Source organism: Noviherbaspirillum aerium (genome assembly GCF_008929045.1).
Taxonomy (GTDB): Bacteria; Pseudomonadota; Gammaproteobacteria; order Burkholderiales; family Burkholderiaceae_D; genus Noviherbaspirillum; species Noviherbaspirillum aerium.
The window spans coordinates 46,458-70,709 of record NZ_VFAH01000029.1; the positions used below are offsets into that span (position 1 = coordinate 46,458).

General features: G+C 51.0%; 18 protein-coding genes and 1 pseudogene. 12 read left to right on the forward strand and 7 right to left on the reverse strand.

The genetic code is table 11. The features are described from left to right. The 3 genes from FH061_RS26110 to FH061_RS26120 form a co-directional block, all read right to left on the reverse strand. Positions 1–1,419, reverse strand: a complete 1,419-nt coding sequence (locus tag FH061_RS26110; protein ID WP_225984899.1) for a TolC family protein — start codon at positions 1,417–1,419, stop codon at positions 1–3. Between the two features lie 10 nt (positions 1,420–1,429). Then, positions 1,430–1,762, reverse strand: a complete 333-nt coding sequence (locus FH061_RS26115; RefSeq protein ID WP_151638761.1) for a hypothetical protein — start codon at positions 1,760–1,762, stop codon at positions 1,430–1,432. A 103-nt stretch (positions 1,763–1,865) separates the two neighbouring features. Continuing rightward, on the reverse strand, positions 1,866–2,303 hold the full coding sequence (locus tag FH061_RS26120; RefSeq protein WP_151638762.1) for a hypothetical protein: 438 nt from the start codon (positions 2,301–2,303) through the stop codon (positions 1,866–1,868). A gap of 1,468 nt (positions 2,304–3,771) precedes the next feature. On the opposite strand from FH061_RS26120, the gene FH061_RS26130 reads away from it, so the two are divergent. From FH061_RS26130 to FH061_RS26140, 3 genes are all read left to right on the forward strand, one after another. Beyond that, positions 3,772–4,242 (forward strand): NUDIX hydrolase, encoded by a 471-nt coding sequence (locus tag FH061_RS26130; RefSeq protein ID WP_151638764.1) that lies wholly within the window; start codon positions 3,772–3,774, stop codon positions 4,240–4,242. Between the two features lie 459 nt (positions 4,243–4,701). Then, positions 4,702–5,217: a glycine zipper 2TM domain-containing protein gene (locus FH061_RS31545; RefSeq protein ID WP_264158759.1), complete on the forward strand. Its 516-nt coding sequence runs from the start codon at positions 4,702–4,704 to the stop codon at positions 5,215–5,217. 81 nt (positions 5,218–5,298) lie between these two features. Next, complete coding sequence (locus FH061_RS26140) at positions 5,299–5,820, forward strand: glycine zipper 2TM domain-containing protein (protein WP_151638765.1); 522 nt, start codon at positions 5,299–5,301, stop codon at positions 5,818–5,820. Between the two features lie 105 nt (positions 5,821–5,925). Here the strand turns inward: FH061_RS26140 and FH061_RS26145 are convergent, their stop codons facing one another. Next, positions 5,926–8,115 carry an ATP-binding protein gene (locus tag FH061_RS26145; protein WP_151638766.1) on the reverse strand — a complete coding sequence of 730 codons (2,190 nt, stop codon included), beginning with the start codon at positions 8,113–8,115 and terminating at the stop codon, positions 5,926–5,928. A 210-nt stretch (positions 8,116–8,325) separates the two neighbouring features. On the opposite strand from FH061_RS26145, the gene FH061_RS26150 reads away from it, so the two are divergent. The 3 genes from FH061_RS26150 to FH061_RS26160 all read left to right on the forward strand — a co-directional run bounded on the left by FH061_RS26150 (position 8,326) and on the right by FH061_RS26160 (position 11,487). Further along, positions 8,326–9,135 (forward strand): PDC sensor domain-containing protein, encoded by an 810-nt coding sequence (locus FH061_RS26150; RefSeq protein WP_151638767.1) that lies wholly within the window; start codon positions 8,326–8,328, stop codon positions 9,133–9,135. Between the two features lie 33 nt (positions 9,136–9,168). Then, complete coding sequence (locus FH061_RS26155) at positions 9,169–11,049, forward strand: putative bifunctional diguanylate cyclase/phosphodiesterase (RefSeq protein WP_151638768.1); 1,881 nt, start codon at positions 9,169–9,171, stop codon at positions 11,047–11,049. Positions 11,050–11,337: 288 nt separating this feature from the next. Beyond that, a complete protein-coding gene (locus FH061_RS26160; RefSeq protein ID WP_192805266.1) occupies positions 11,338–11,487 on the forward strand; it encodes a hypothetical protein in 150 nt (49 codons plus the stop codon). Between the two features lie 65 nt (positions 11,488–11,552). Here FH061_RS26160 and FH061_RS26165 read toward each other — a convergent pair whose 3' ends face one another. Together FH061_RS26165 and FH061_RS26170 are read right to left on the reverse strand one after the other, a co-directional pair. Continuing rightward, complete coding sequence (locus FH061_RS26165; protein WP_151638769.1) at positions 11,553–14,462, reverse strand: ATP-binding protein; 2,910 nt, start codon at positions 14,460–14,462, stop codon at positions 11,553–11,555. Positions 14,463–15,557: 1,095 nt separating this feature from the next. Beyond that, the gene (locus tag FH061_RS26170) at positions 15,558–15,788 is read right to left on the reverse strand and encodes a hypothetical protein (RefSeq protein WP_151638770.1); all 231 of its coding nucleotides are present in this window, start codon (positions 15,786–15,788) and stop codon (positions 15,558–15,560) included. 616 nt (positions 15,789–16,404) lie between these two features. Between FH061_RS26170 and FH061_RS26175 the strand changes: the two genes are divergently transcribed. The 3 genes from FH061_RS26175 to FH061_RS26185 all read left to right on the forward strand — a co-directional run bounded on the left by FH061_RS26175 (position 16,405) and on the right by FH061_RS26185 (position 18,695). Continuing rightward, complete coding sequence (locus FH061_RS26175) at positions 16,405–16,878, forward strand: LexA family protein (RefSeq protein WP_151638771.1); 474 nt, start codon at positions 16,405–16,407, stop codon at positions 16,876–16,878. Further along, positions 16,866–18,176 (forward strand): Y-family DNA polymerase, encoded by a 1,311-nt coding sequence (locus FH061_RS26180; RefSeq protein WP_151638772.1) that lies wholly within the window; start codon positions 16,866–16,868, stop codon positions 18,174–18,176. The genes FH061_RS26175 and FH061_RS26180 overlap by 13 nt, the downstream gene beginning before the upstream one ends. Positions 18,177–18,299: 123 nt before the next feature. Next, positions 18,300–18,695: a response regulator gene (locus FH061_RS26185; protein ID WP_151638773.1), complete on the forward strand. Its 396-nt coding sequence runs from the start codon at positions 18,300–18,302 to the stop codon at positions 18,693–18,695. A 69-nt stretch (positions 18,696–18,764) separates the two neighbouring features. Here the strand turns inward: FH061_RS26185 and FH061_RS26190 are convergent, their stop codons facing one another. Continuing rightward, positions 18,765–19,373 (reverse strand): 2-hydroxychromene-2-carboxylate isomerase, encoded by a 609-nt coding sequence (locus tag FH061_RS26190; protein WP_151638774.1) that lies wholly within the window; start codon positions 19,371–19,373, stop codon positions 18,765–18,767. Positions 19,374–19,730: 357 nt separating this feature from the next. Between FH061_RS26190 and FH061_RS31910 the strand changes: the two are divergent. The 3 genes and pseudogenes from FH061_RS31910 to FH061_RS26205 all read left to right on the forward strand — a co-directional run. Then, positions 19,731–19,799: pseudogene (locus tag FH061_RS31910) on the forward strand (DUF4113 domain-containing protein); the annotation flags it as partial. A gap of 454 nt (positions 19,800–20,253) precedes the next feature. Beyond that, a complete protein-coding gene (locus FH061_RS26200; protein ID WP_151638775.1) occupies positions 20,254–22,443 on the forward strand; it encodes a hybrid sensor histidine kinase/response regulator in 2,190 nt (729 codons plus the stop codon). A gap of 338 nt (positions 22,444–22,781) precedes the next feature. Continuing rightward, on the forward strand, positions 22,782–23,921 hold the full coding sequence (locus FH061_RS26205; RefSeq protein WP_192805267.1) for a GGDEF domain-containing protein: 1,140 nt from the start codon (positions 22,782–22,784) through the stop codon (positions 23,919–23,921). The last annotated feature ends 331 nt before the right edge of the window (positions 23,922–24,252 follow it).

Consider the following 24,252-nt stretch of genomic DNA (forward strand, 5'->3'; position numbering starts at 1 on the left):
TCAATGTTCTGCACCGCCGGCCTCACTAGGAGCGGCACTACGAATTTCTACGCTGTTTCCGCCGGTGCCATTGATGGCCGCTTGCAGGGCGGTTTCGGCTATCCAGAAATCGCGTTGCGCCTCAATGGCAGCGTTCACGCTGCTTACCTGGTCGCGAGCATCCGTCAGCAGTTCGAAGACGCTAGCCAGCATGCCGTTGTAGCGGAGGAGTACCTCGTCCGAAATCTTCTTCCGCAACGGGACAACTTCGTTCTGGTAGTGCTTTGCCAGGTCATAGGTGGTGCGGTATGCGGAGTACGCTTCCCGTACCTGCGAGCGTGCGCGTATTGCAAGGTCAGCCGTCCGGTGCACGGATTGCATGTACATCGCTTCGGCACGGGTGGTACGAGCACCACTCCAGTCAAATATCGGGAGTTCCAGTTCAATCTCGTACCCGTTTGCGCGCGGCGAGCCTGTTTCACTCTTGTTCGTGTAACCCGCGTCCAGCACGTTGATGAAGCGGGTTGCCTTGGTCAGACCCAATGCGCTGGCTGTCGCGTGGGCATCGCGCTTTGCCATCTGCACGTCGAGGCGCTGCCCCATGGCGAGCTGCTCGATGTTGGCGATATCGCGCGGGGCCTTGGGCAAGTCTGGCAGCCGGTCAGGCAGCTTGAATGCGGTGTTGGCACCCCATAGGCCCATCAGTCGTGTGAGCTGTTCGCGTGCTGCGACCGCATTGTGGCGTGCCCGAGCAACTTGGGCTGTAGCGTCGGCATAGAAGACCTGCTCACGTGCCTGGTCGAGTTTGCTGACATTGCCAACTTTTGCCAGACGCTGCGAGAGCTCGGCGCCCGCATCGGCAGCTTCTCGGACTTGCTCCATGTACTTCACGGTCTGTTGGGCAGCGACCGCATTGAAGTAGGCCTGACGGGTATCAGCTGCGAGCTGAACCGCTTGAGATGCCGCTTGCAGCTTGGCCTGTTCGAAGCGTCTGCCTTCGATGCGACTACGAACGGGCATCGTGACAATCCCAATCAGGTCGAACATGACGCTGCGTTCAATTTCAACGTCATCGCCGCCTCGCATGCGACCGAACGAAAAGCTGGGATTCCGGATGCGGCCAGCTTGAACCAGGTCAGCTTCGGCGACGCCGAGTTCGGCCAGTGACGCTTGGAGTCCTTTGTTGTTTTGCAACGCAATCTGAACTGCGGTGTCAGGTGTCAGTGGCTTTTCAAGCAGAGTCTTTACAGCATCAGAAGGTGCGTTGGAGTCAGCGCCAGTCTTGGATAGCTTCACAGTTTGACCGGTACGCTTATTGGTCATGCTGGAGACGCTATCCAGTCCGCCATCGGCAGAAAAGGTTGCACAACCAGTAAGGAACAGCGTGAGTAGGCCAACTGCCAATGCGGACCGACGGGGAATGAATTGTTTTTTAGTCATTGCTATCCCCTTAGTGATGCTTGCTGTGGTCTACCGCGCCACCTTGGACGGGAGTTGAAGGGACAGCATTTGAGGCACCGGCAGGTTGGCTGGGACTCTCTTTCATCTGGCCAGCATGACCACCGAGCTTGCCCATTTCTTCGTTGGCGGAACGCCAGACCTTATCTGGCGTATTGCCTTCATCACTGGGTGACCGATAGCCCTTGAAGGCGGATTCATAACCGATGGCAGTTATAGGGGCCGCAGCGTCAGTGGGGGCGTATTGCGTTTGTTTTTCTTGTGCGAACGCAGCAGCGGGTACGAAGACCCATGCGACGAGCGCAAGCCATTGCTTGGATGACATTTTTTCCTCAAAATCGGTAGAACTAACGTGCGAGCGCACGCAAACCTATGCGAGGGCGTGACAAAACAAGCGAATGAAGCCTGTCGTCAGCTCTCGGCGACGATTAAGCGGAAAAATGTTTGGGAGGACGTTCTAGGCTGGCCGGAATGAAGCCAGTGAAGGAGACCAACTGAGGAACAACTACTGTTTCCCCCTTGGTAAGGAGAGCGGTCATAGATTGAAATGAGGGCGGTGCAACAGCACCAACGCAACATGCAGCACAGGCGCTGCAATATGACGTTTTGTGGACATGCTTCGAATTCTGCGAGTCATCCGCCGTCGTAGCCGCATTCTCAATATCGGCTGAAGCGTTCATGTCGGCCAAGTCGTGCTGATGGGGCGAGGCAGCGGAATCATGGTGGTGTTCAACCACGCTCATCATGGCTGACGGAATATCGTGATGACGCGGACCGCAAGACGCTTTGATGACAGCAGCCATGCCTTGAATAGGCAGAGCGGCTATCAACAGCCAAAGCAAGAATGTCTTGAGGACGCGATTCATGTTTACGGGCTAGGCGCGGTATTTATTGTTCAGTATCAATTATTAGCGGTAGTGTAGACCTTCCCATGGGAGGAAGGTCAAGAGGAAAATGAAGTTATTTAAGTCAATGCTTCGAGTCCGACCGTTCAAATGAGTTCTGTCAATTCCACAGTCGATAAGTTGACACAATGACACTTTGGTAAGATTTAAGCGAGCGGTGCTATACCGTTCGTGGCGAACCACTTCAACCCCTATAGTTACTTTAATAAGAAGTGGCTTACGGAGAATAGCTTCCTTTCGCACCGAGCTGGGTTCGGAAAATCCCAACGTCCGCTGAAACTCAATTTGCCAATTTGTTGACCAGGGCAGCTAGCATCGCCTTAGCCGAACTCACTTACACCTTGTCTCCCTTCGATACCTTCGGCGATGAATAGCTCATACATAACTTCATAGACCGAGCAGCGGGGGTACAAGACAAGGTCAACTTCGTTATGCAGGTTTGTTGTAAAAAAGTGCTCTTGCTGCAGGGAAGGCCGAGCAGCCCCACCCTATAATTTGCCTATCTATTAATTGTATGTGACTGGGCTATGGGCACCAAAATTGAGGTTTGCAATACTTTGACGTGCGGACGTCCATTCCGCGTTAATGAGTTTGCGAAGACTTCCCTTACGCAGATAGACCCGGGCCAGATTACATGCCCTCACTGTGGAACGTTACAGGCCGGTGACCCCGAATCTGTTTTTATGACTCATGCCTTAGCCGCTCAGGAAGAGGTACGGCACACGCAACTGAGAACAGAGAGGTTGTAGGAAACCTTGGCCAACGTCATTCCATCAGCATTCGCCAAGGAAGACAGGCCCATCCGGACGCCTCAAGTCGATACCAATACAGTGATTGCGACGCCTGCTTCAATGCGGGTGGCCGACACTAGCCGGCCACTTCACGCACCAGTTTCCCTTTTTACTTACCGGCGTCAGCAACACACTTCTTCATAAACGCGTCCTTCGCCGCACCTGCCAGTGGCTTGCCATTTTTCCCGACTGCTTTGCTTTCGCAAGTAGTTGACGCGGAGCTTGCATCACCCCCTTCGCACTTCTTCATGAACGATGTCTTGGCCGCCCCAGTGAGTGGCTTACCGTTCTTGCCAACTGCTTGGGCTTCGCAGCTCGCGGACCCGGATGCGGATGCTGCAGGAGCTGTAGGCTTGGCTGCGGGAGTGGTTGCGGTACTTTGAGCAAAGGCGGCACTTGCCAAAAGCAGTGATATTGCGGCTGCGCAGAATAAGTTTTTCATAATTGTCTCGCTCCGGAAGAAGGCACATGCCTTGGTCCCTTTAACGACTTGAGCAAAATCTAGGTTGACGACTATTCAATGCTTACGCCGGCCGAATAAGCTTTGTTTGCTGCTTCGGAAAGAGCTGGGCACGCCGTCTCATTCTGCCTTTCATTGCATGGAACTGGCCCCATATATACCGCTCAATATTGAGTGAATGATGAAAGGAAAAATTATCGTAATGACATCAAACGAAGCAGAACTTGATTTGGCCACATCGTGTGGCACTATCGTCGGCAACAGGGATGGAAAGATTCTCCTAGCTCACGTTACGGGCACGCGTTACTGGGATATTCCCAAGGGCGTTCAGGAGTACGACGAGTCGCCTTTTGATGCAGCGAAGAGAGAACTGTACGAAGAGACCGGCCTTGTGTTCGATGACGAGCTATTTCAGGAGGTTGGTGACTTTGATTACCTTACGGACAAGCGCTTGCACTTGTTTCTGGTACGCGCTCCGGAAAGCTTGCTGAGCCTATCTCACCTCGCCTGTACGAGCTATTTTTCGCACAAAGTCACGGGCTTGCCAACAGCCGAAATGGACGATTTCCGTTGGGCTTCGCGCTCTGACGTCGTACGGTTGTGTACACCAGAGATGGCGAGCCGGCTGCTTTCCCTATCGTGGAAGTGACAACCCGCCAAACAGTTGCCACTTATCGCGAGAGTAATGAAGCTCATGCGTTCCTGTGCACTGAGGTGCCAACCCTTCGTATTGGGCGCCGACCGAAATTGATGAGAACACAACGTCGTCGATACTACTAGATGAACTCGGAAAGTTACTCAGGCCGCGTTGTAATCCACGTCGGGTAGTTAACCGCGTTCTTTGTTTTACCTCAATCAGATTTGGGCGTACCGGAGTACGCTGAAATTGTTCCCCAAGGGCGCAAAGACGAGTTTCCCGCAGCGCGCAAGCCCTGCGGGTTTTCTTTTTCTGCGGTGTCGTGAAGTGCTATACATGTGTCGGTAAGAGGAATACCGTTCCGGCACGCTGCTGGACATAGTTACAACCGCTTACGCTCGAAACAGTCGATTTACTACCGACGGCCATGCTGCATCGTTATTGCGGGTGTACCAACAACGACATCTGCGGATGAAATCTGAAATGGCAAATACTTCGACGACTCAGCGTATCCACCCACTTGTCGCCGGCGCTGCTGGCTCTGTAATGCTTGTGAGCCTACTCGGCGCAGCCGCCATCACTGGCATCCTGCCGTCTTCGCATAGTTCAGCCGCCCCGGGCGCCACGGAGCAGGTAGTCGCCGCGCCAGTCGCAGTTCCCGCCGCCGCAACAGTACCTCAACTTGCTGAGCCTGCAGCCGTAGCCCAGCCGACCCCTAAAGTTGTTGAGAAAACCATTGTTCATCACCGTTACGTGACGCACGCCAAGCCGGTGCAAGTCGCGCAAAACGCACCGGCTCCGGTATATGCCCCTGCGCAGCCTCAGCAGCAAGCTTCGCAAGTTAGTCCTATCGGTATTGGCGTCGGTGCGGTTGTAGGCGGTGTACTCGGCAGCAAGGTTGGAGGCGGCAACGGTAAAACGTTGGCCACGATAGCTGGGGCTGTGGGCGGCGGTTATGTCGGCAATGAGATTGCCAAACGCTACTGAACATTCTCGTAGCAGCGCCCTTGGTTGCCGGCCTTATGTGTAGGAGTGGACCGACGCCTACAGAAGTACGGAATTGACGATATGAATATGTGTAGAGGAATAATCGGAGCTGTAGCACTGCTTACGCTTCCATTTGCTGCCGGTGCTACGGAATACTGGACGGTCGAACGCCCGCGTCAGGAATGCTGGCAGGAGCAGGTGCCTATTCAGGCTGGAGGTAATGACTACGGTGGCGCGCTTATTGGTGGAATTGCCGGAGGCATTCTTGGAAACCAGGTCGGTGGTGGCAGTGGGAACACTATTGCGACTGCCGTTGGGGCTATGACAGGCGCCGTCGTCGGAGACCGGATGTCCTCAAGGTCGGTGCAGTACCAGAACATTGAGCGGTGTCGCACCGTTGTTGAACAGGTGCGAGTGCCAGTTTATGAGCAGCGCCCCGAAGTGTACCGCCAGCCTGTTCAAGTGCAGCCTGCACCGGTCTACATCATGCCAGAGCCTATGGTTGTCGAGTCACCTGTCTACTATGTCGACGAAGGACGGTATCGCTATCAGGGCCGCGGAGGTCATTGGAAGCACCATCGCCATCATCACGATGAAGATTAACCCATATCGACGAAATTAATCGCACAAAGTCAACAAAGAAGACTCGCTCTATTCTTGGATGGCGGGTGCCTCTCGGTCACACTTCTAAAGTGGCAGAAGGCAGCATTAAGGTACTTGCGGAGTTCGTAGAGGAGGCTGCGAATCATTTCGACTGCTTGAAAGCTGCGGAGATGTGGCAATATCGCTTTGGCCTCTCGACAAAGGAAGGTGAACTGTAAAGGTACTTCCCAAGTTTGGGCCTTCACTAAAGGCCTCAACACGCCCATTATGCAGCGTCACCAGCCTTTGTACGAGCGCTAAACCGATTCCGAGTCCTCCCTGTGCTTTGGACGTATGCTTGCTGATTTGCTCGAACATATTGAAGACCCTCGCTTGTGCTTCAATCGGAATTCCCATTCCATCATCAGCAATTTCCACAATAACTTCACCCTCGTTCTTCCAAGCCTTCAGAGTAATGTGCCCTCCAGAGGGTGTATATTTCGCAGCGTTGCTCAATAGGTTGGTGAAAATCTGATGCATGCGACTTGTGTCGACATCCACGATAAGGGGCTCGTCTGGAAGCTCCATGATGAAGTTGTGTCCAGCTGACTCCATAAAAATTTGTCCCGATTCGGTAACGTTCGTCAGTACCTTTCTTAGGTCCACCGATTCGCATACTAATCGGACTTTTCCGCTGTTGACGCGTGCCACATCCAAGAGGTCTTCGACAAGTCGCTCCACATGGTCAAGCTGATTTTGCACAACCCTTTGAGCACGAATGGCCGAATCGGAATCGGGAGCGGCGTTCTTGATGATGTATAAACCGTACTGCATGGGAGCGAGGAAATTGCGTAGTTCATGTGAAAGCGTAGCAAGGAATTCGCCCTTGAGACGGTCGGCATCTGTAAGCTCAACGGCTAATGTGCGGAGCTGTTCTTCTATCTGCTTACGTTCCGTAATGTCCACACTAACCGCAGCGATAGCAAGGACTTTTCCGTCTGTATCCAAGATTGGAGAGAGTACGAGTTCGGCCAACCTATGCTTGCCGTTGGCGAGAGAGTAAGCAGATTCACAGGTGAAAACTGTTCCACTGAGTACCCGTGCAAATCCATTCTGGACATTGACGGTGTGAAGAGGCATGTCAGACCACCAGATACTGTTCCAGAATTTTTTTCCGATAACTTGCTCTCGCGTGTACCCGCAGCCCGTCACACTGGCATTATTCGCCTCAAGTACAGTGCCATCCAGCGACAGAACGCATGACAAGAAGCTTCCCTGCTCGAAGAATGTACGGAACTTGGCGTTGGCCTTGGCTAATGTCGAGGCCTCGGCTTGCGCAGCTTCCAAAAGGACTGCGCGTTGTTTCTGTTGCTGTCTTTGAATAAAAACTAGTATGCCGGCCGCCATGAGTAGTGAAAACACGACTACAGCTCCTAGTGCCCCATTCGCTGTACGTTGCCATGTCTCTAGCACGACCGATTTTTGAGTACTCAATACAACCACGAGCGGTTGGCTCTCGAGTAGTCGATAACTCACAATGCGTGGAGAGTTGATGGGCGGTCCGTCTGACATATAAACACCGGTGCGGTCACGGGGAATATGCTGAGAAAATAGTGGCAACTGCTTGGAGCTATTCCCGATACTCGCATCGTCCGCTGGATGACGGGCAATGAGTCGGCCATCTTTATGAAACAGGGACATCACCTGCCCAGGGCTTAGGTCCAACTTATGGTAAAGGCGAGACAAAGAGTCGAGCTGAACTGCAGCAACCACAATTCCCCTGAATTCACCGTCACGCGAGACAATTCTCCGAGTTGACGCAAGGAACCACCCAGTGCCGGAGCGGCTTTGTATGGCTGAGGAGAGGCCTTGATTTAGGTCTGGCTGTTGTATGTATTGCTGAAAATAGTCACGGTCCGCCAAGGAGACATCTGGTGTTTTTGGATAGTCAGTATCGTGTTGAATGAAACCATCCGGTCCAATAACAAATAACGCTCTGACTGCAGGGAGGTGTTGCAAGTACCCCTGCATCAATCCACGAATCTGTGAGTCGTGCCGAGGCGGTGTACGGGTTCCGAGATACGTGGCAACGCCCAGCAACGCAATGTCAACGCTGCCAAATGTGCGAGCCATGTTCTCTTCCAGCACCGTTGTAAGCACCATAGTCTCATCTCGAGCCTGCTGAAGTGATTGACTACGCTCGCGCATCAAGGCTATACCGAGAGCCATGACTACGGTCAGCCAGAGTATGCCGGCTGTCAAGATGGCAGTCTTCGTATATGGTGGAAGCTCAGCGGACCAGCGTTTGAAGCTCAAGGCAGCCCTCGTTGAAACGTTACAAAACTATGAAACATGGTGTGCGGTGCTTTCTCCGACAATGTGACAAATCCCTTATTTCGATAAAACGTAAGACCTGTCAACATTGTTTTTCAGCATTCGTCGGGCGCCTCCTACTGAGCAGATTTGCTCCCAACTCAAGCTACAATAAATGCCAAATTATCCACTGAAATGCAATCAGAAAACCGGATGGGTCTGAATGCGTTCCATAACGATGCACCAAATATGACGGCTGTTATACGTTCCTTGCGGCAAGGCATTTCGCTTCTCCTATCACAGCAGCGACACCTCCTTGTTGTCTTAATGTTATCGGTCGCTTCTCTTTCCCTAGCAACTATCGCGTGGTCTAGTCTCCTCACGAGCTTAGAAAGTAAGAAAGCACAAGCTATAAAAGATAGCTATGCGCACGCTGAAGGATTGGCCCAAAGCTATGCTGAACGCTTAGCTAGAACAATCGATGGCTTTGACCGCATTCTGGTTCACGTTCGGCATGACTGGGATTTGTCAGAGGGAAAAACTAAGCTCGAACGGGCCGAAGAAGTGGGGATATTTCCTCGTGATGCTGTTGTAGTGGTTGCTATATTTGATGAGGGCGGGAATACGCTTACAAGCTCGCATCCAAGAACCCCTGCATTTACTGTATCTGACAGACCATATTTTCAGTTCCATAAATATATAAATGAGGACCTACTCGTAGTAGGTGAGCCTATGCGCGGCCGCTTCTCTAACGAGGAAGTCGTATTGCTTTCTAGGCGTCTCTTTCCTAGCAATGCCGAGTTTAGGGGAGTCGTGGTAGCAGGTATCCGTCCAGAGTACCTAACTGCAAACTATTCAGAGACCACTTTTGGTGAGCATGGCTATTTAGGAGTCTTGGGCGTAGACAAGCAAATACGAGTTGTTCGTATAGGTAGCAAGGTGACTGCAATTCAATCAGCAGACCCAGTCACTTCGTTCTACCCAGATGCGGAGAGCGAACGAGGTGTCACCCAACTTGAATGAAAAAGATGGTTCGCCGACGAGCGAAATCGTTTTGTGGCATGGCGGAAGGTCAAAGGTACGCAGCTCATCGCAATCGTGGGCTTAGATGAAGCGGAAATGCTTGCTCATTTCGAGTCCGAACGGAGCAATGCGTTAGCCAACGCCTATTGGAACTCGCTTGGGTTAGCTGTATTTACCTTGATGGCAATGGGATTTGCACACGTCCTCCTGCGCAGGAAATCCGAGTTGGAATCAGCACGCATCGCGTATCGTGCTGCGACTGAAGAAGGCGTAGATGGTTTCTATATCAATAGACCGTTACGTGACAAGGATGGCCGAATCTATGATTACCTTGTTGTCGACTGTAATAACCGCGGTGCAGAGATATTCAGGTTAAAACGCCATGACCTTATTGGTAAAACCATCTCTAATTTTTATCAGGGAGCAGTGAAGGAAGCAGCATTTGCACGTCTGCAGGAAGCGCTCGAAAAAGGAGTGCACGAAAGCGAAGTCAAAGTGTCCGAGCGCGACCGGCTAGATGCAGAATGGATAAACTACAAAGCGGTTCGCTCCGGCGACGACTTGGCGGTGACCATACGCGATATAAGCGAGAGCAAGGCTCATCTTCATGAACTCGAAAGGCGGGGTAACGAGGATGCCCTGACAGGACTCCCCAATCGTCATTGGATACAGAACCACTTGCCATCGGCAATTGCACGTGCAAAAGAATCTAATACTACGATTGCACTGCTTTTTGTCGACATTGATGGATTCAAAGCAGTTAACGATGCACTCGGACATACGGCCGGAGATGAACTACTCAAGATGATTGCCAGCCGGCTAAAAAGGACCATCAGACCTCACGACCATGTCGTACGGCTCGGGGGAGACGAGTATGTAATCCTCGTTGAAGGTGCCGGCCGAGACGAGGATGTGAAACGCGTCGCCGAACGAGCTCTGAATGTTTTCAACGAAGGCTTTCACCTGGCAAGCCAAAACCATACTATCAGTGCCTCCATCGGCATCAGCATCTATCCACGCGATGGTACCGATGCTGAAACACTGCTCAAGAACGCTGACATTGCAATGTATGCCGTAAAGAAGGAAGGAAAGGGCAACTACCGGTTTTATCAGCATCACTTCTACGAAGCTCTTAAAATCCGCTTGAATCGGGAAATCGAATTGCGTCGTGCTATTGAGTTCGATGAGTTTGAGATGTACTACCAAGCGCGTGTCAATATCAAGGATAGGTCCGCTTCGAGCATGGAAGCACTAGTGCGCTGGAATCACCCTACAAAGGGGATTATCGGTCCAATTGAATTTATACCTTTGGCAGAAAGTACGGGGCTTATTCTCCCGCTTGGCATACTCATTATCGAAAAAGTGTGCCAGCAGCTTTCGGTATGGGCGCGCGCCGGGAAATCCATCGTGCCTGTATCTATCAATGTGTCGCCAAGGCAGTTCAATGAATCGAACATGCTAGACGCTTTCACATCAGCACTCACACGGTACAGCATTGAACCTAAATGGATTCAGATTGAGATAACCGAATCGATGATGATGCAGGAGACCGGACATGATGCAAACGTCCTGACATCGTTACGCGATGTGGGTATCAAGCTTTGTTTAGACGATTTTGGAACAGGATATTCTTCGCTCTCTCAATTACAAGAGCTTGATTTTGATGTATTGAAGATTGACAGGGCCTTTACCGCCAAAATTGAGAATGAGGAAGGTAAGGTGCTTGTTACAGCCATGATTATGATGGCGCATGCATTAGGAATGTTAGTTGTGGCTGAAGGGGTAGAGACCGAACGCCAAATGCGAATCCTCAGTGAACTCAATTGTGATGAGGCTCAAGGATATTTGATTTCTAAGCCTGTACCTGCTAGCGAAATACAGCCTTTTTTCTCACGGTTTCTCAATGAAGAATAGCGGGTAAAAAGCCTAATGTGTAGGATGCCTGATTTGGATTGCCGTCAGACTGGTATTACCTAGCATGCTTGCTGAATCCACAACCAAGGCGTCGGAGTAGATGGTTATAGAAGGCCAGAAACCGCACAGCAACTGGGCCATCCTCTTTGTCTCTATGGTGTGGATATTTTTCTCCTAGACAATTTGTAGGTATCTGGCTTCATCCTACTTTTGACCGATTGCTTCTGACCAAGCCCGGTAGTTCACCTAGCTTTGAAGCGGGAGAAACCAGATAGGAGTTAGCAGGACGTGTCTGCATTAACACTGTTTATCGACGGCCTGTTGAAGTGCAACCTGCACCTGTCTACTACGTTGATGAGGGGCGGTATCGCCATCATGGCCACCGCGGTCACTGGAAGCACCATCGCCATCATCACGCCGACGATTAACCTGAATTGACAAACACCTTAAGCCTATTCCGCTAGATAACAAAGGCCCGCTCCGTTTCCGAATTGTGGACGTGGCTAATCGTTCCGCTTCGGAAACGCTGACCGATAAGTTGCAAATGCCTCAAGCAGCGCTCGAATATTGACGGGTTTGACGAAATGGTAGTCGAAACCTGCATCTAGGGCTTTTCGCCTATCGGATTCCTGACCGTACCCAGTCACTGCAATGAGCATGGCACTTGCAGTCGCAGGAAGCGCTCGCAATCGGTGGGCAAGCTCATATCCGTCGATGTCGGGAAGTCCAATGTCTAAAAGAAAGGCGTCGAATTCTCCGGTTGCTGCTTCAGTCAAAGCAGCCCTTGCTGTGGTTACGAAGCTGGCGCTATGGCCTTTCGTATCGAGATACATGACCAACATGCGAGCAGCATCGTGATTGTCGTCCACAACTAAAACTCGTAGCGGCTTTGATGTTGCTTGCTCTACGGTCTGACGCGGTTGGCGGACAGATGTGACAACTTCGTCCTGCGGCTTCGGAAAAACTAGGGTAAACGTGCTTCCCATGTTCTGCCCAGCACTGTGCACCTTGACGCTACCTCCATGGAGTTCCATCAATGACTTGACCAAGGCGAGCCCTAGTCCCAAACCTCCTTGCGACCGGTCTGGCGTTCTTGAAGCCTGCCGAAATAAATCGAAAACATGTGGTTGCAAATCAGCGGGGATGCCGATTCCATTGTCTTGTATGACAATTCGCGTACCGACGTCTACCTTCTCCAGCCGTAATTCAATCAGTCCACGGTCTGGGGTATATTTTGCGGCGTTGTTAAGGATGTTGGCCAGGACTTGTATGAGTCGCTTCTCGTCACCGATGGCGCGGGCAGGTTCAGGAGTTACGTGTATCGTCAGCTGATGCAGGCGATGCTCAATGGCTGGACCAACTTGCTCAAGAGCGCTCGAAACTACATGCTTCAAGTCGACCATCGTCTTGTTAAGGGTAACTAGACCACGCGTCACCCGAGAAACGTCCAGCAAGTCATCAATCAGCGCGGTCATATGGTCAACCTGGCGTGAAATGACTTCGCTCGTATCTCGCACCTTCTTCTCATCAAGACGAACGAACCCCATTAGCTCGGCTGCTGCCCGAATTGGCGCAAGGGGATTGCGTAGTTCGTGGCCCAGCATAGCTAGAAACTCGTCCTTTTGCCGATTGGCTTCTCTTAATTCCTCTTCGCTGCGTTTGCGCTGGGTGATGTCAATGGTGACTCCCTTCACCGCACGCTGGTTGCCGTCAGAGTCGAATATAACGTGGCTACGGTTCTCAACCCAAATCAACTCGCCATCCTGAGGACGTATCATTCGGAATTCCATGCCATAGCGAGGATTCTCGGGTGTTGCTGCCAAGCGAATCTGGCGCAGTTTTTGTGCATCGTCTGGATGCACCGCTTTGAATATTGTCTCCTGCCAGTCCCAATCTCCGCCAAGTACGTCTGAAACATTTTCTGAAAGTCGAATCTTCCCGGTATCGAGGTCCCAATCCCATACGACCATTCTTGCTGCTTCCATGCCTTCCCGTAATCGCTCTTGGCTTTCCCGAAGTGCGGCGTTAGCTTGATAGGCGTCAGTGACTTCGTTGGCGATGATAAAAATTCCGGTAACCGACCCGTTGATGTCGAACAGCGGTTGGTACAGCACATCGTGATACAACTCTGTCAGTGAACCTTGTCCAGATTGTCGTTGGAGCTGGAGCTTTAGCCCCCGGCCGACGAATGGCTTTCCAGTTTCAAAGACAACATCAAAAAGGTGTTCGAATCCCTGTCCCTGCGTTTCTGGCAGCACTTCCCAAAGTGCTCGTCCGACCAGGCTAGACCGTCCTACCCATTCATGGAAGGCCTGATTTGCAAGTTCAATCACCAACTCGCGTCCGCGGAGCACGACAATAGGGTTAGGCGCCGCGGCGAAGAGTTCTTTAAGCCGATTTGCTTCTGCCTGTGCTTGTGCTTGAAGTGCCTTCTCTGCTCTTGAGCGCTCAACGGCAGGCCAGACATACTCGGAAATGATTTCTGCAAGTTCAACGTCGCCGTCAGTCCACTTATGAGAGTCCGAGCGGTGCACACCCAATACAGCAATCAATCGACCCGCTTTTACAACAGGAACGTTGATGACCGAGCTAATGTCGTGTCTCGCATAATCAGCAGAATTCTTCTTAGTCCTTGAGTCTTGTGACACGTCGGCGATAGTGCAGGAGCGACCTGCATTTAGCTCATTCAGTAGCTCTGCTCCGAAGTCGGATAGAGTTCCTGTTATGTTCGCCAAGCTTGCTACGGTTCCGTTCGTCCAGTCATTATGCGCTGTGAACGAAGAATTCTTCGCATCGATATCCATGTACAGAACGCGGGAGGCTCCGAGTTCTGTACCCAGGAGGCGGGACGCAGTTGCTGCTATTTCTCTGGGGTCGGCGAGAGAGCGTAGCTCTTCAGCTACCTTCAGCCGAAACGCCTGTCGAGTTTCCGCCTTGACTCTTCGAGTCGTCTCTCGCACGACGCATAGGAAGCCAGCGACCTGAAGTTTCTTATCACGAACGGGCGAATACGAGAAAGTGAACCATCCGGTCCGGATTTCTTCGTGCCGTTTTACTTCAACAGCGAAGTCTTCGAAGTACACAGGCTTTCCTGCCATCACCGTATCGATGATGGGCGCAATTCTGTTCCATACTTCGCCCCATACTTTCTGCATAGGCTCCATGAAGGCATTTGGATGCTTATCCGAGAGGATAGATGCGTAGGCGTCGTTATAGACGATTCGATGCTCTGGGCCCCATGCCAGACACATTGCAAATTGGTTATGTAGAACGATTTCAGCTGCAGAAATAAGTGATTGTGGCCATCTGTTTGGGTGCCCAAAAGGTGTGCTTTCCCAATCAAATACTCGCCCGTGACCGCACACTTCGCTGTCGCCAGAAAAAAGGATGTCAAATACGCACTGTTCTGGCATGAGTATCTAAACGTCAAGAAATACGTTTGGAGTCAGCAAACTCGCATTTTGCCTTAATTATAGGCAGGCTAGAAAAGCTTTTACATTCAAAGTCTTGCTGCAAAAAAGTAACGTTATCCACAGTTTTGAGCACAGAATCCGTAGAGAAGTGAACGGCGAATGTTTGATGATGAATTCGAGGTGCCCAGCGCATCAGTAGGTCACGGTGCGTTCCTGATACTTACAAACGAACCAGAACGCAATTGTTCGTCACGTATTACAGGTCGCACTCTGAAACTACCTTATCCATGTGCCTCAATTTTGCACAATTGAAAATACCTGATGTTATTCAAAGACTTGTAGTAGCTCCCGCTAGTTTTCCACAGGCTTGACCACAGAAAAAGTGGAGAACAGGAACATCGCTCCTTGGTGGAAAAGTTCTGCAGGCGCCGCTCCGGTCGACTCCGGAGAATATGGATACCGCTTATCTTAGCCCGATAAGATTCCAATCCGAAAAAGGCATGACGACGCTAGCCTCGCAAGCTGATACTAGGAAAGACACGGTGGCTTGATACGTGTTTTCCCTAATAGAGCAGAAAAAGAGCTTAGGGCACATTTTCAATCCGTAGTCGGAAAAAATCCATTTCCAGAGAGAGGTGGAGGAGACAGAGAAAAGCCCAGACTTGTTTCAAGTATGGGCTTTTTACTTTCCAGCTGTCTGGCCGAACCGTAAAAAAGCCCATGTACTGCAACCGACAGGGAGCGTACATGGGCTAAATCCCCGTTTGGAGGGGGAGGAGACACCTAGTGTCTTGCAAGTTACGGGCCACCTGATTCCGAGGTTTGCCAAATCGATGAGGGCTCGTCTGCTTGGTGGTCGAAGACATCTATTCTTCGACCTAATGAGGTTACTACAGGCGATAAATAAAAATACTCTTATGACAGCTTTTCAGGAGCCATTCCGTATTCTCTCAACTTGGCGTCTGTGAAAGCAGGAATTACTTGGGTGGAGATTTTCTGCGACCCAAACCGCAAACCTTTCAACTTCTCTCTTTTCGAGCTGAAGAGCGAAGTGCATCGTCCCCAATGTGCTACCGCTACCTGTACTGTATAAGGTTAGTCTTCAGACAAGGCGGCTTTCAAACGCCGCTGTTCCTCGCTCAAAATCTCTAAGATTTCTTGGGATGAAACACCAGCTTGAAGGCTTCTTTGCCGTTCTTTGAGCTCACGACAAATCCGGTTCAATTTCTGAATCCGGTCTTCGAGACTTGGCTCGTGTTCACGATAATTGCGGTGCTCAGAAACAGAGCGGTGCTGGGGCGCATCCGAGATAGAAACTTTGCCCATGGCGGCCTCACTAACAAATTGTTACATCTGTCGTATGGACACTACAGCATGGGATTAACTCGGCGAGTCGAGTTGAGGCTGCTCAAAGAAAGGTACATCTGCGTCATGACAAGTCGTTTTCTTGAAAACGCTTTCACCGTTTGCGGTTGCGATTTTGGTTTGGCAATGACGTATTTGTTGTAGACCTGCGCTGAAACTCCCCCAAGATTTCTGCTTGAATCACCGTGTGCGTCTGTTCCAATAGTTCTTGTAGAGACGGACTTTCCCTAACTGACAGCCCGAGCTCTCTTGCTTTTGATACGAGGTCCTCCGGCGCCGGCCCGTCTGGAATGCCTCGCATATGTCTGAAGGTCCGCAGTACTTTTTTTACCGCAACGTTCAAATTTTCTAATTCTGTCACCCTGGGATTCATGGCAAAAAGCGGCTAGTGATTGGATGAGCGCGAGATTAGGTTACCACTAGATGTTATAAAAACTAGAACTTCGAGTTACAAGGCAGGTTGCAAGCTTCAAAAGAGTGTTTTACATGCGACAACCAAGGAAAATCATTGGCCATACCTTGCCGATTTCGCTTTCCAAAAATATACTGTTTATATATACAGTATTTCTGAGCATCAATGTCATCTCTCGTCGACCTGAATGAGTTGTCCACGCTCGTCCCCATTGTCTGGCCTGCAAATCCAGGTAAGCCTAAGGACATCCAGCGATTCCTGGTGAAGTGCCCGGCGGGCTTTCCCTCGCCGGCGGCTGACTATGTTGAATCAGGTCTCGACCTGAACGACTACCTCGTCAAGCATCGCGCTTCAACCTTCATGTTTGACGTATGCGGAGACTCGATGCGCAATGTCGGGATTCTGGATGGCGACAAGATTGTCGTTGACCGCTCCGTAGAGGCTCGTCATGGCGACATCATTGTCGCCATTCTGAATGGCGAACATACCGTAAAGCGCTTGTTCGCAAAGGATGGAATTGTTGAGCTGCGTGCTGAGAATCCGATGTATCGACCGATACGCATCAAGGAAGCGGAAGAGTTGCACGTCTTCGGTGTTGTCGTTGGCGTTGTACGGAACATGCGGCCATGTCAGCGCTAGGGCACGATGGGCCGCTGTATGCGCTTGTTGACTGCAACAACTTCTATTGCTCGTGCGAGCGCGTCTTCAATCCGAAGCTTGAAAATCGACCGCTAGTCGTCTTGTCGAACAACGACGGTTGCGCGATTGCCCGCTCGAATGAAGCCAAGGCGCTCGGCATCAAGATGGGTGAGCCCTGGTTCAAGTTGAAGGACCTAGTGAAGCACCATGGCATCGTCGGCCTGTCATCCAACTACACTTTGTACGGAGACATGTCGCAGCGGGTCATGCAAGTGCTCCGGGAGTTCACGCCTGACGTCGAGGTCTATTCCATTGATGAGAGCTTTCTGCGGATTGAGCGGATGCGCCGTCTATGGTCCAGCTATACCGCCATGGGCCAGACGATTCGCGGGAAAGTTCGCCAGTGGACCGGAATACCTGTGTGCGTTGGGATTGGGCCGACCAAGACCTTGGCGAAGCTTGCGAACCACATCGCTAAAAAGAATCCGAAGTTCGAAGGGGTATTTGACCTTGACGCTTACCCGCCGGCTCAACTAGACGAGTTGCTCGCCAAAGTAGATGTAGGCGAAGTCTGGGGCGTTGGTCGCCGCATCGCTGAAAAGCTGAAAAGTGCGGGTATTCACACCGTACAGGATTTGCGTCTAATGTCTCCGAAGGTCATTCGCGCACATTTTTCCGTCGTGATGGAGCGCACCGTCAGCGAGCTGCAAGGGCTTCCATGTCTTGAGCTTGAAGACATCGCGCCACCGAAAAAGCAAATCGTTTCCAGCAAATCTTTCGGCGAAATGGTTGCAAGTTTAGAGGAGCTCAGTGAGGCATTGTCCTCCTACGTCACACGCGCCGCGGAAAAGTTGCGAGAGCAAGGTAGTGTTTGTGGCGCCCTGCAGGTCTTTGTGATGACAAACCAATTTCGGACCGATGATGCGCAGTACAGCAATGGAATTGTCATTCCACTGCCAAATCCTTCGAACAACACCTTGGACTTGGTCCAAGCTGCACTGTTTGGGCTCAGGGCTATCTACCGACGCGGCTATCTGTACAAGAAGACCGGCGTGATGCTCCTTGACTTGGCTCCGGCTGGACAGACACAGGCATCGCTGTTCGACCCGCTCGAAGAGCAGGCGAAGCATTCAGACGGGCTAATGGCTGCGCTGGATGGTCTCAACCGGCGTTTCGGTCGAGATACGTTATGCGTCGCAGCGGCGGGGACCAGAAAACGGTGGGTGGCGAAAGCTGAGAACAAGACACCTTGTTATACGACTCGATGGAGCGAATTGCCAAAAGCGTTTGCGCGATGACTTCCTAGTTGCGTCGATTCGCTCTGCCACAAATTCCATAGCAACTTTGACAAAAAGCAAGCAAGACTAGGGTTATCTAAAGGAGGCCAATAGTGAAATCTATGCAAAAGATATAATTATGGAATGGCTGCTCAACTACTGCTTATCGAGGACGACGAAGTCGCCGCTTATCTCACGCTCAAGCTTTTGAAAAGCTGTGGATTCGGTGCGGAAGTCGATATCGTGCGAGATGGTGTGGAAGCGATGGAGTACCTAGCTTGTGAGGGAAGGTACACCGAACGCAAAACAGGGAACCCATCCCTTATTCTGCTTGACCTGAAGTTGCCGCACCTGGACGGCTTTGAGGTGCTGAAGCAGGTTCGCACTGACCCGAAATTTTCCAGCATACCGATATTTATCCTCAGTGCTTCTGCAAGCGACGAGGACATCCATCGAAGTAGTCTTCTCGGCGTCTCGAAGTACATTGTCAAGCCACTGAAGCCGGACGATATCAAAGCGGACCTCGGACAACTCGTCTGAACGCTGTCGAGTGGCGAAGTCTGCTTTCAGCCACCATGCAGAGCTGAAGTACTAGAGTAACCGCTGCTATTACGGCCCTGCGCTAGAACGAGATGAGCTCGTAAGAGCCCATTCAAATGCTTCTTCAAGGTGGTCGTCGCCCCAAAAAACCTCCGTACCCGAAACAAAGCTGGGCGCACCTACAAGGCCAAGACTACGCGCAATCTCAGTCTCTTCGATATACCTATTCCGAATTTCTTTTGATTCGGCGCGCGCAATCATCGACGCAGGGTCTTTTCCCATGTCGGTTAACACGGCGGATACTACCTCGGTCTTGCCGAAGTTTTGATTTTTGAGAAACCAGGAGCGGTAAATCTGTTGGACGAACTCACGTCCCCAGCCGTCCTGAAAAGCGACAGTCGCTAGACGGTTTGCCAAGTTCGCAGGCTCTATTGGATACTCGGGAATTCCGTTCCAAGCGATACCATGGCGTGCAGCGCGACGCTCGATGTCGCGCCACATGTACTTTGTCTTCGCTGGCTTGCCTTGGAACGGGTGGTCAGTCAAGACAGCACGGATATTGAATGGCCGCCAGTTGACCGATACTCCCATGCGGGCAGCCAGTTCGTCTATACGCATGACGCTAAGATAAGTATAAGTACTGCCAATGTAAAAGAAAAAGTCCAGTTGTGGCGCCATGGGTTATCTCCTTTTTAGTTTTATTGAAGACAAACATAACTCGCTCTTTGAGGGGCGGGTTGCGAAATATCAACCGTTTCAGTGCCGAATCCAGCGAATAACATCCTAGAACTGGTCCAGGCTGCCGTGTTTGGACTCACGGCTATCTAACGGCAACGGTACTTTTACAAGAGGACGGGAGTGATGCTGTAAGACCCTGCACAAGCTTGCAGAATACAGGCATCGTTGTCCGACCCGCTAGTAGAACAGTGGAAGTATTCGGACGCAATCAGGGCGACGCTTGACTGCTTGAAGAGGAGATGCGACAGAGACAGGTTTTCTGTGGCAGCGGCGGGAACGAGAAAACGGTAGGCGGCAAAAGCGGAGAACCAGACGCCTTGTTATACGACCCGTTGGAGTGAGTTGCCGAAAGCGTTTGCGCGCTAATTCCGGGCTAATATCGTCTCGACCCATACTTTGCAAAAAGCAAGCAGCGTCATCCCGTAAGCAAAGCGGACTTGCTTTTGTCACGGACACTATTGCATCTTTTTCTAGTAGAGACGAAGTGCGTATCGTCCAATATCAAATTTAATGCCACGGCATCGCTCTCTACCGTACTCACAGTGGCTACAAATGCGTCATTGCAACTGTAGGCGCCACTTTTGTAATTGGACTGTGCCAAGGAGATAGTTGCAAAGCGAGTGAAGGCTACATCTACGAGAAGCTAGATTTCCATAATGGGTTTTCTGCAGGGATGCGGGCCGTAGGGCCGTATAGCCTGAAAGGAATACTTCGGTTGCGCCCTTTGTAAAGTAGCCTATTCGTGCTATGCAAGTTTACGGCGTCTAAAATGTTTTAGAATGGGCGTCCTATTATTTGACCCCGGGTTGTCCTGCCACCAATGAAAGTTAAAACGCATCTTGCATTGATGGTGGCAGCTATTCTTGTTCCGCTTGTCTTAGTCGCGGCCCTGATTCTTTTTCTGCTTCTCGGGCAAGAACGAGAATCGGCGTTGCGCAGCATGCGTGAACTGGCCCGTGCCACCATCTCTGAGATTGACCAAGAAATCGCGTCGTCACTCGCCATTTCTCAGACACTTACAATCTCCAAGCATCTGAATGATGGAGATTTTGTTCAGTTCTATGAGCAGGCCAAGCTAGCCAATAAGCAGCGCCAGACTTACACGAGTTTGCTGGATGAGACTGGGCTCCAGCTATTTAATACGTATGAACCATACACTGCCGAACTGCGGCCACCGCGGCCAGCCACCACACAGCGTATCAAGGAAGTTCTCGCAAAAGACACGTGGCAGATTTCCAATCTGATTCAAGGGAGCAGAACCGGACAATATGTCATCGCGGCAGAGGTGCCGGTGAAGATTGCTGATGGTCGGCGTTTCGTCGTTACGGAGTGGATGTACGCTAACAGTTTACAAAAGACTATCCCGCATGTAGGTGTGCCTAATGGCTGGTTGATTGGCGTATTCGACCGGAATGCGCTGACTGTGGTTCGTAATCAACGACATGATGAAGCTGTCGGCACCCCGCCAGACCCAGTTGTTGCCAACGCTATCCGGGCAGGCAGGCAGGATGTATTCAAGGCATTGAGCCGCGAAGGCATCGAGGTTTATGTGGTGATAGCAAAATCACCGTTATCCGGTTGGTCCGCCGGCCTTGGCGTGCCAGTTGCTGAAATTGAAGGTGCTGCAAGGCGAGCAGTATTGATGGGAGCGGTGGGGCTCCTGCTAGCCATTTTTGCGGGCGCTCTGGCCTCGTTCATTATTGGCCGGCGATTGGTAGGCTCAATGCGTCAGGCACGCGAGTCGGCGATGCAGCTGGGCAGAGGAGAGATGCCATCAAGACTGCATTCAGAGGTTGCTGAGGTCGACGAGCTGCACCAAACACATTACGAAGCGGGTAAGCTTCTCCAAGAAGCCAACGAAGCACGTGCTCGCCACTTTGCTGAAATGCAGCAGGCTCAGTCTCTGGCAGAAGCGCAAAACAAAGCAAAAGACGAATTCTTGGCGATGCTCGGCCATGAATTGCGCAACCCACTAGCTGCCCTCACATCCGGTATCTCACTGCTCAAACTAAAAAATGTACCCGAAGTCACAAAGCAGCGTGCTCAGGACATCATTGAGCGTCAAACGCAGCACTTGGGTACGATTGTTGACGATTTGCTCGATACCCAAAGAATCTTGGGTGGCAAAATTACGCTAATTAAGCAATGCCTAGACTTGTCGCAAGCGGTCAGAGAATGTCTGGACACATATGAAGCCCACGGTAAGACCAGAGATTACACAGTCACCCTAACCACTGAGCCTGCGTTTGTTGATGCTGACGCCACCCGGCTCAACCAAATGGTTGGAAACCTGCTAGATAATGCGTTCAAATATACGCCAGAAGGCGGCACGATTGAAGTCTCTGTGTCCATAGAAGGTGGACAAGCCGTCTTGAAAGTTGCCGATACAGGTGTCGGCATCTCTCCAACCTTGCTGCCCAATATTTTCGACGTATTCGTCCAGGGACCAGTGACTAATCGAGCCAAAGGCGGGCTTGGCATAGGCTTGGCCGTAGTGCAAGCTCTAGCGCTGCAACATGGTGGCACTATCAACGCTGCAAGTCCCGGCACTGACCAAGGCAGCATTTTCACCTTGACGTTTCCTATTTCAAGAAAAACTCCGCGCTCAATATCGGGGACTTTGCCAGCGCACTCGTTACAGCACTTGGTTTTCCTGGTCGTTGAAGATAACGTCGATGCGCGCGATACCTTATACGAACTGCTGACTAGTCTTGGTCATACGGTTATAACCGCAGAAAATGGTGTGGACGGAATTAATAAAGCGATGTCCAATAAGCCTGATGTAGCGCTTATCGATATTGATTTGCCCGACATCCAAGGTTATGAGGTCGCCAGAAGACTTAAAAGTGAAAGTCAATCTGCAGGAATAAAGCTGATTGCTGTTACGGGCTACGGGCAGGAAGCGGACCGACGGCAAGCTCTCGAAAGTGGATTTGACCATCACATGCGCAAGCCACTAAATACGGATGAGTTGTTCACAATACTGAGCTCGTATTCTTTTACGCATTGAAGATGCGTAATCTCGAGGAGATAAGCTGCTGTTTCAATCGCAAGTTGAATTGAGCATTTGATAATCAATGTCATTTCCGGCATCTTGAAGGCCGGAGAAATGCTTTGTGCTAGCTGTTGGAAGCGCTCAGCGAGCTGTGGGGCAGACCTTACGTCCTTCTGGCTGAGTGTCTTAGCCAGTGAAGCTCAGCCTGTATCAAGTTATCAATCTCCCACTTCGAGTGGCGATGCTATAGGCGTGATTAGTATTTGCGATGCCAACTGGCGGGGTGCGCTGCCATAATCACGGCAGTATTTGTCGACTCCAACAGTATTTACTAAATGTTAAGCCCACTAAACTTGTTATTGATTACGGCATTGGCTTCCGTCGTAATGCTGTTTGTTCTTCAGTCACTCATCGGCAGCAAGATTAGTGGCGTGCGTGAGTGGCGAGCGGCAAATATCCTTGCGATTGTTTCTCTGATTCTTTATGCATTGCGCGGTATAGCACCAGATGTATTGCCAGTTGTTGTGGCTAACACGCTTCTAGCAGCCGCAGTATCTGTCGTGTTAATAGGATTCTGTAAATTTCTGCATTTACGTGTGCCGAAGCGGCCCCTTGTGATAGGGCTGGCTATAGTTGCATCAAGCATGGCCACCTTCAATTACCTTTGGGACTCAGTCACGGTACGAATCGTCATTGTCTCAATCTTTCATAGCGCAGTGTGCTTTGCAATTGCAAAGACAATTCCCTCGCCACAGAATTCAACGAGAAGCCGGTATTCATATCTTTTCACCAAGCTCACTGCTGCCCTATTTGGAGTGGGCCATGCTTTTCGCGGTCTCGTTTATGTGTTGGGAATCGATGTCCTTATCTCTGCACAACAATCAACGCTTTGGAATGTTCTCTTCCTTACCATAGGCGTTATCGTACTTCCTGTCTTGACGCTCGGCGCAACCATGATGGTTCATGACCGAATGATGTCAGAAGCTGAAAATGCAGCAAACAGTGATTTTTTGACAGGTGCTTGGTCCAGACGTGCATTCTTCACCTTTGCAGCGAAGGAAATAGAACGTATCCACCGGTCAGGAAACGCACTGTCACTATTGGTGCTTGATGTTGACCACTTTAAACGCATCAATGACGAGTATGGTCATGCAGTCGGAGACCAAGTGTTGGTCGACCTTACGCTGCGTGCCGAAACAGTCATACGAAATATTGACTATTTCGGCCGGCTTGGTGGTGAAGAATTTGCTGTTCTTCTTCCCGATACAAGTCTGGAAGCAGCTTATACAGTCGCTGAGCGATTGAAGGCGATATTGGACACGCACGTACCCATCACTGAAAATTCCAGCGAAAGCGTGTCGTACACAGTAAGTATTGGCGTCGCGCACTTGCAGGCAGACGAAACATTTAGCCATTTGCTTCAACGGGCGGACGAGGCTCTGTACAAGGCAAAAGAAGCCGGACGTAACACAGTTATTGCGGCAGAGGCCTAGCATTGATGCTTCCCTGCATTTGGGGTAGGTGATGTGCTCAGTACTGCGTTGGCGTCACAGTTTAGCCTCTGGCCTGATAGACGTAGTAGTAATCCATTCAATCGCTTCTTTAAGGTGGCGATACCCCGCTACATGAGGACCAAAGACATTTTACTTACCGGTAATAGCCCGGTCCTGACTCTTCACTGGTAATAGGAAGGTTCTCGGTCAATCGTAAGCGTCGTCTCTGAGCCGTGTGGACATTGTTTGCAGGAGAAGCCAAAGTACCTCCCACCAAACGAGTAGTGGGAACCACAGTGTCCATTGAAGCTAAACGGCCTTCCCGCAAGGG

Bases quoted from the DNA above. Each gene is read 5' to 3' on its own strand.
- FH061_RS26120 (WP_151638762.1), bottom strand. From the start codon at position 2,303: ATGAATCGCGTCCTCAAGACATTCTTGCTTTGGCTGTTGATAGCCGCT.
- FH061_RS26165 (WP_151638769.1), bottom strand. From the start codon at position 14,462: ATGCCAGAACAGTGCGTATTTGACATCCTTTTTTCTGGCGACAGCGAA.
- FH061_RS26190 (WP_151638774.1), bottom strand. From the start codon at position 19,373: ATGGCGCCACAACTGGACTTTTTCTTTTACATTGGCAGTACTTATACT.
- FH061_RS26170 (WP_151638770.1), bottom strand. From the start codon at position 15,788: ATGGGCAAAGTTTCTATCTCGGATGCGCCCCAGCACCGCTCTGTTTCT.
- FH061_RS26185 (WP_151638773.1), top strand. From the start codon at position 18,300: ATGGCTGCTCAACTACTGCTTATCGAGGACGACGAAGTCGCCGCTTAT.
- FH061_RS26115 (WP_151638761.1), bottom strand. From the start codon at position 1,762: ATGTCATCCAAGCAATGGCTTGCGCTCGTCGCATGGGTCTTCGTACCC.
- FH061_RS26180 (WP_151638772.1), top strand. From the start codon at position 16,866: ATGTCAGCGCTAGGGCACGATGGGCCGCTGTATGCGCTTGTTGACTGC.
- FH061_RS26110 (WP_225984899.1), bottom strand. From the start codon at position 1,419: ATGACTAAAAAACAATTCATTCCCCGTCGGTCCGCATTGGCAGTTGGC.
- FH061_RS31545 (WP_264158759.1), top strand. From the start codon at position 4,702: ATGAAATCTGAAATGGCAAATACTTCGACGACTCAGCGTATCCACCCA.
- FH061_RS26175 (WP_151638771.1), top strand. From the start codon at position 16,405: ATGTCATCTCTCGTCGACCTGAATGAGTTGTCCACGCTCGTCCCCATT.
- FH061_RS26200 (WP_151638775.1), top strand. From the start codon at position 20,254: ATGAAAGTTAAAACGCATCTTGCATTGATGGTGGCAGCTATTCTTGTT.
- FH061_RS26130 (WP_151638764.1), top strand. From the start codon at position 3,772: ATGATGAAAGGAAAAATTATCGTAATGACATCAAACGAAGCAGAACTT.
- FH061_RS26150 (WP_151638767.1), top strand. From the start codon at position 8,326: ATGGGTCTGAATGCGTTCCATAACGATGCACCAAATATGACGGCTGTT.
- FH061_RS26140 (WP_151638765.1), top strand. From the start codon at position 5,299: ATGAATATGTGTAGAGGAATAATCGGAGCTGTAGCACTGCTTACGCTT.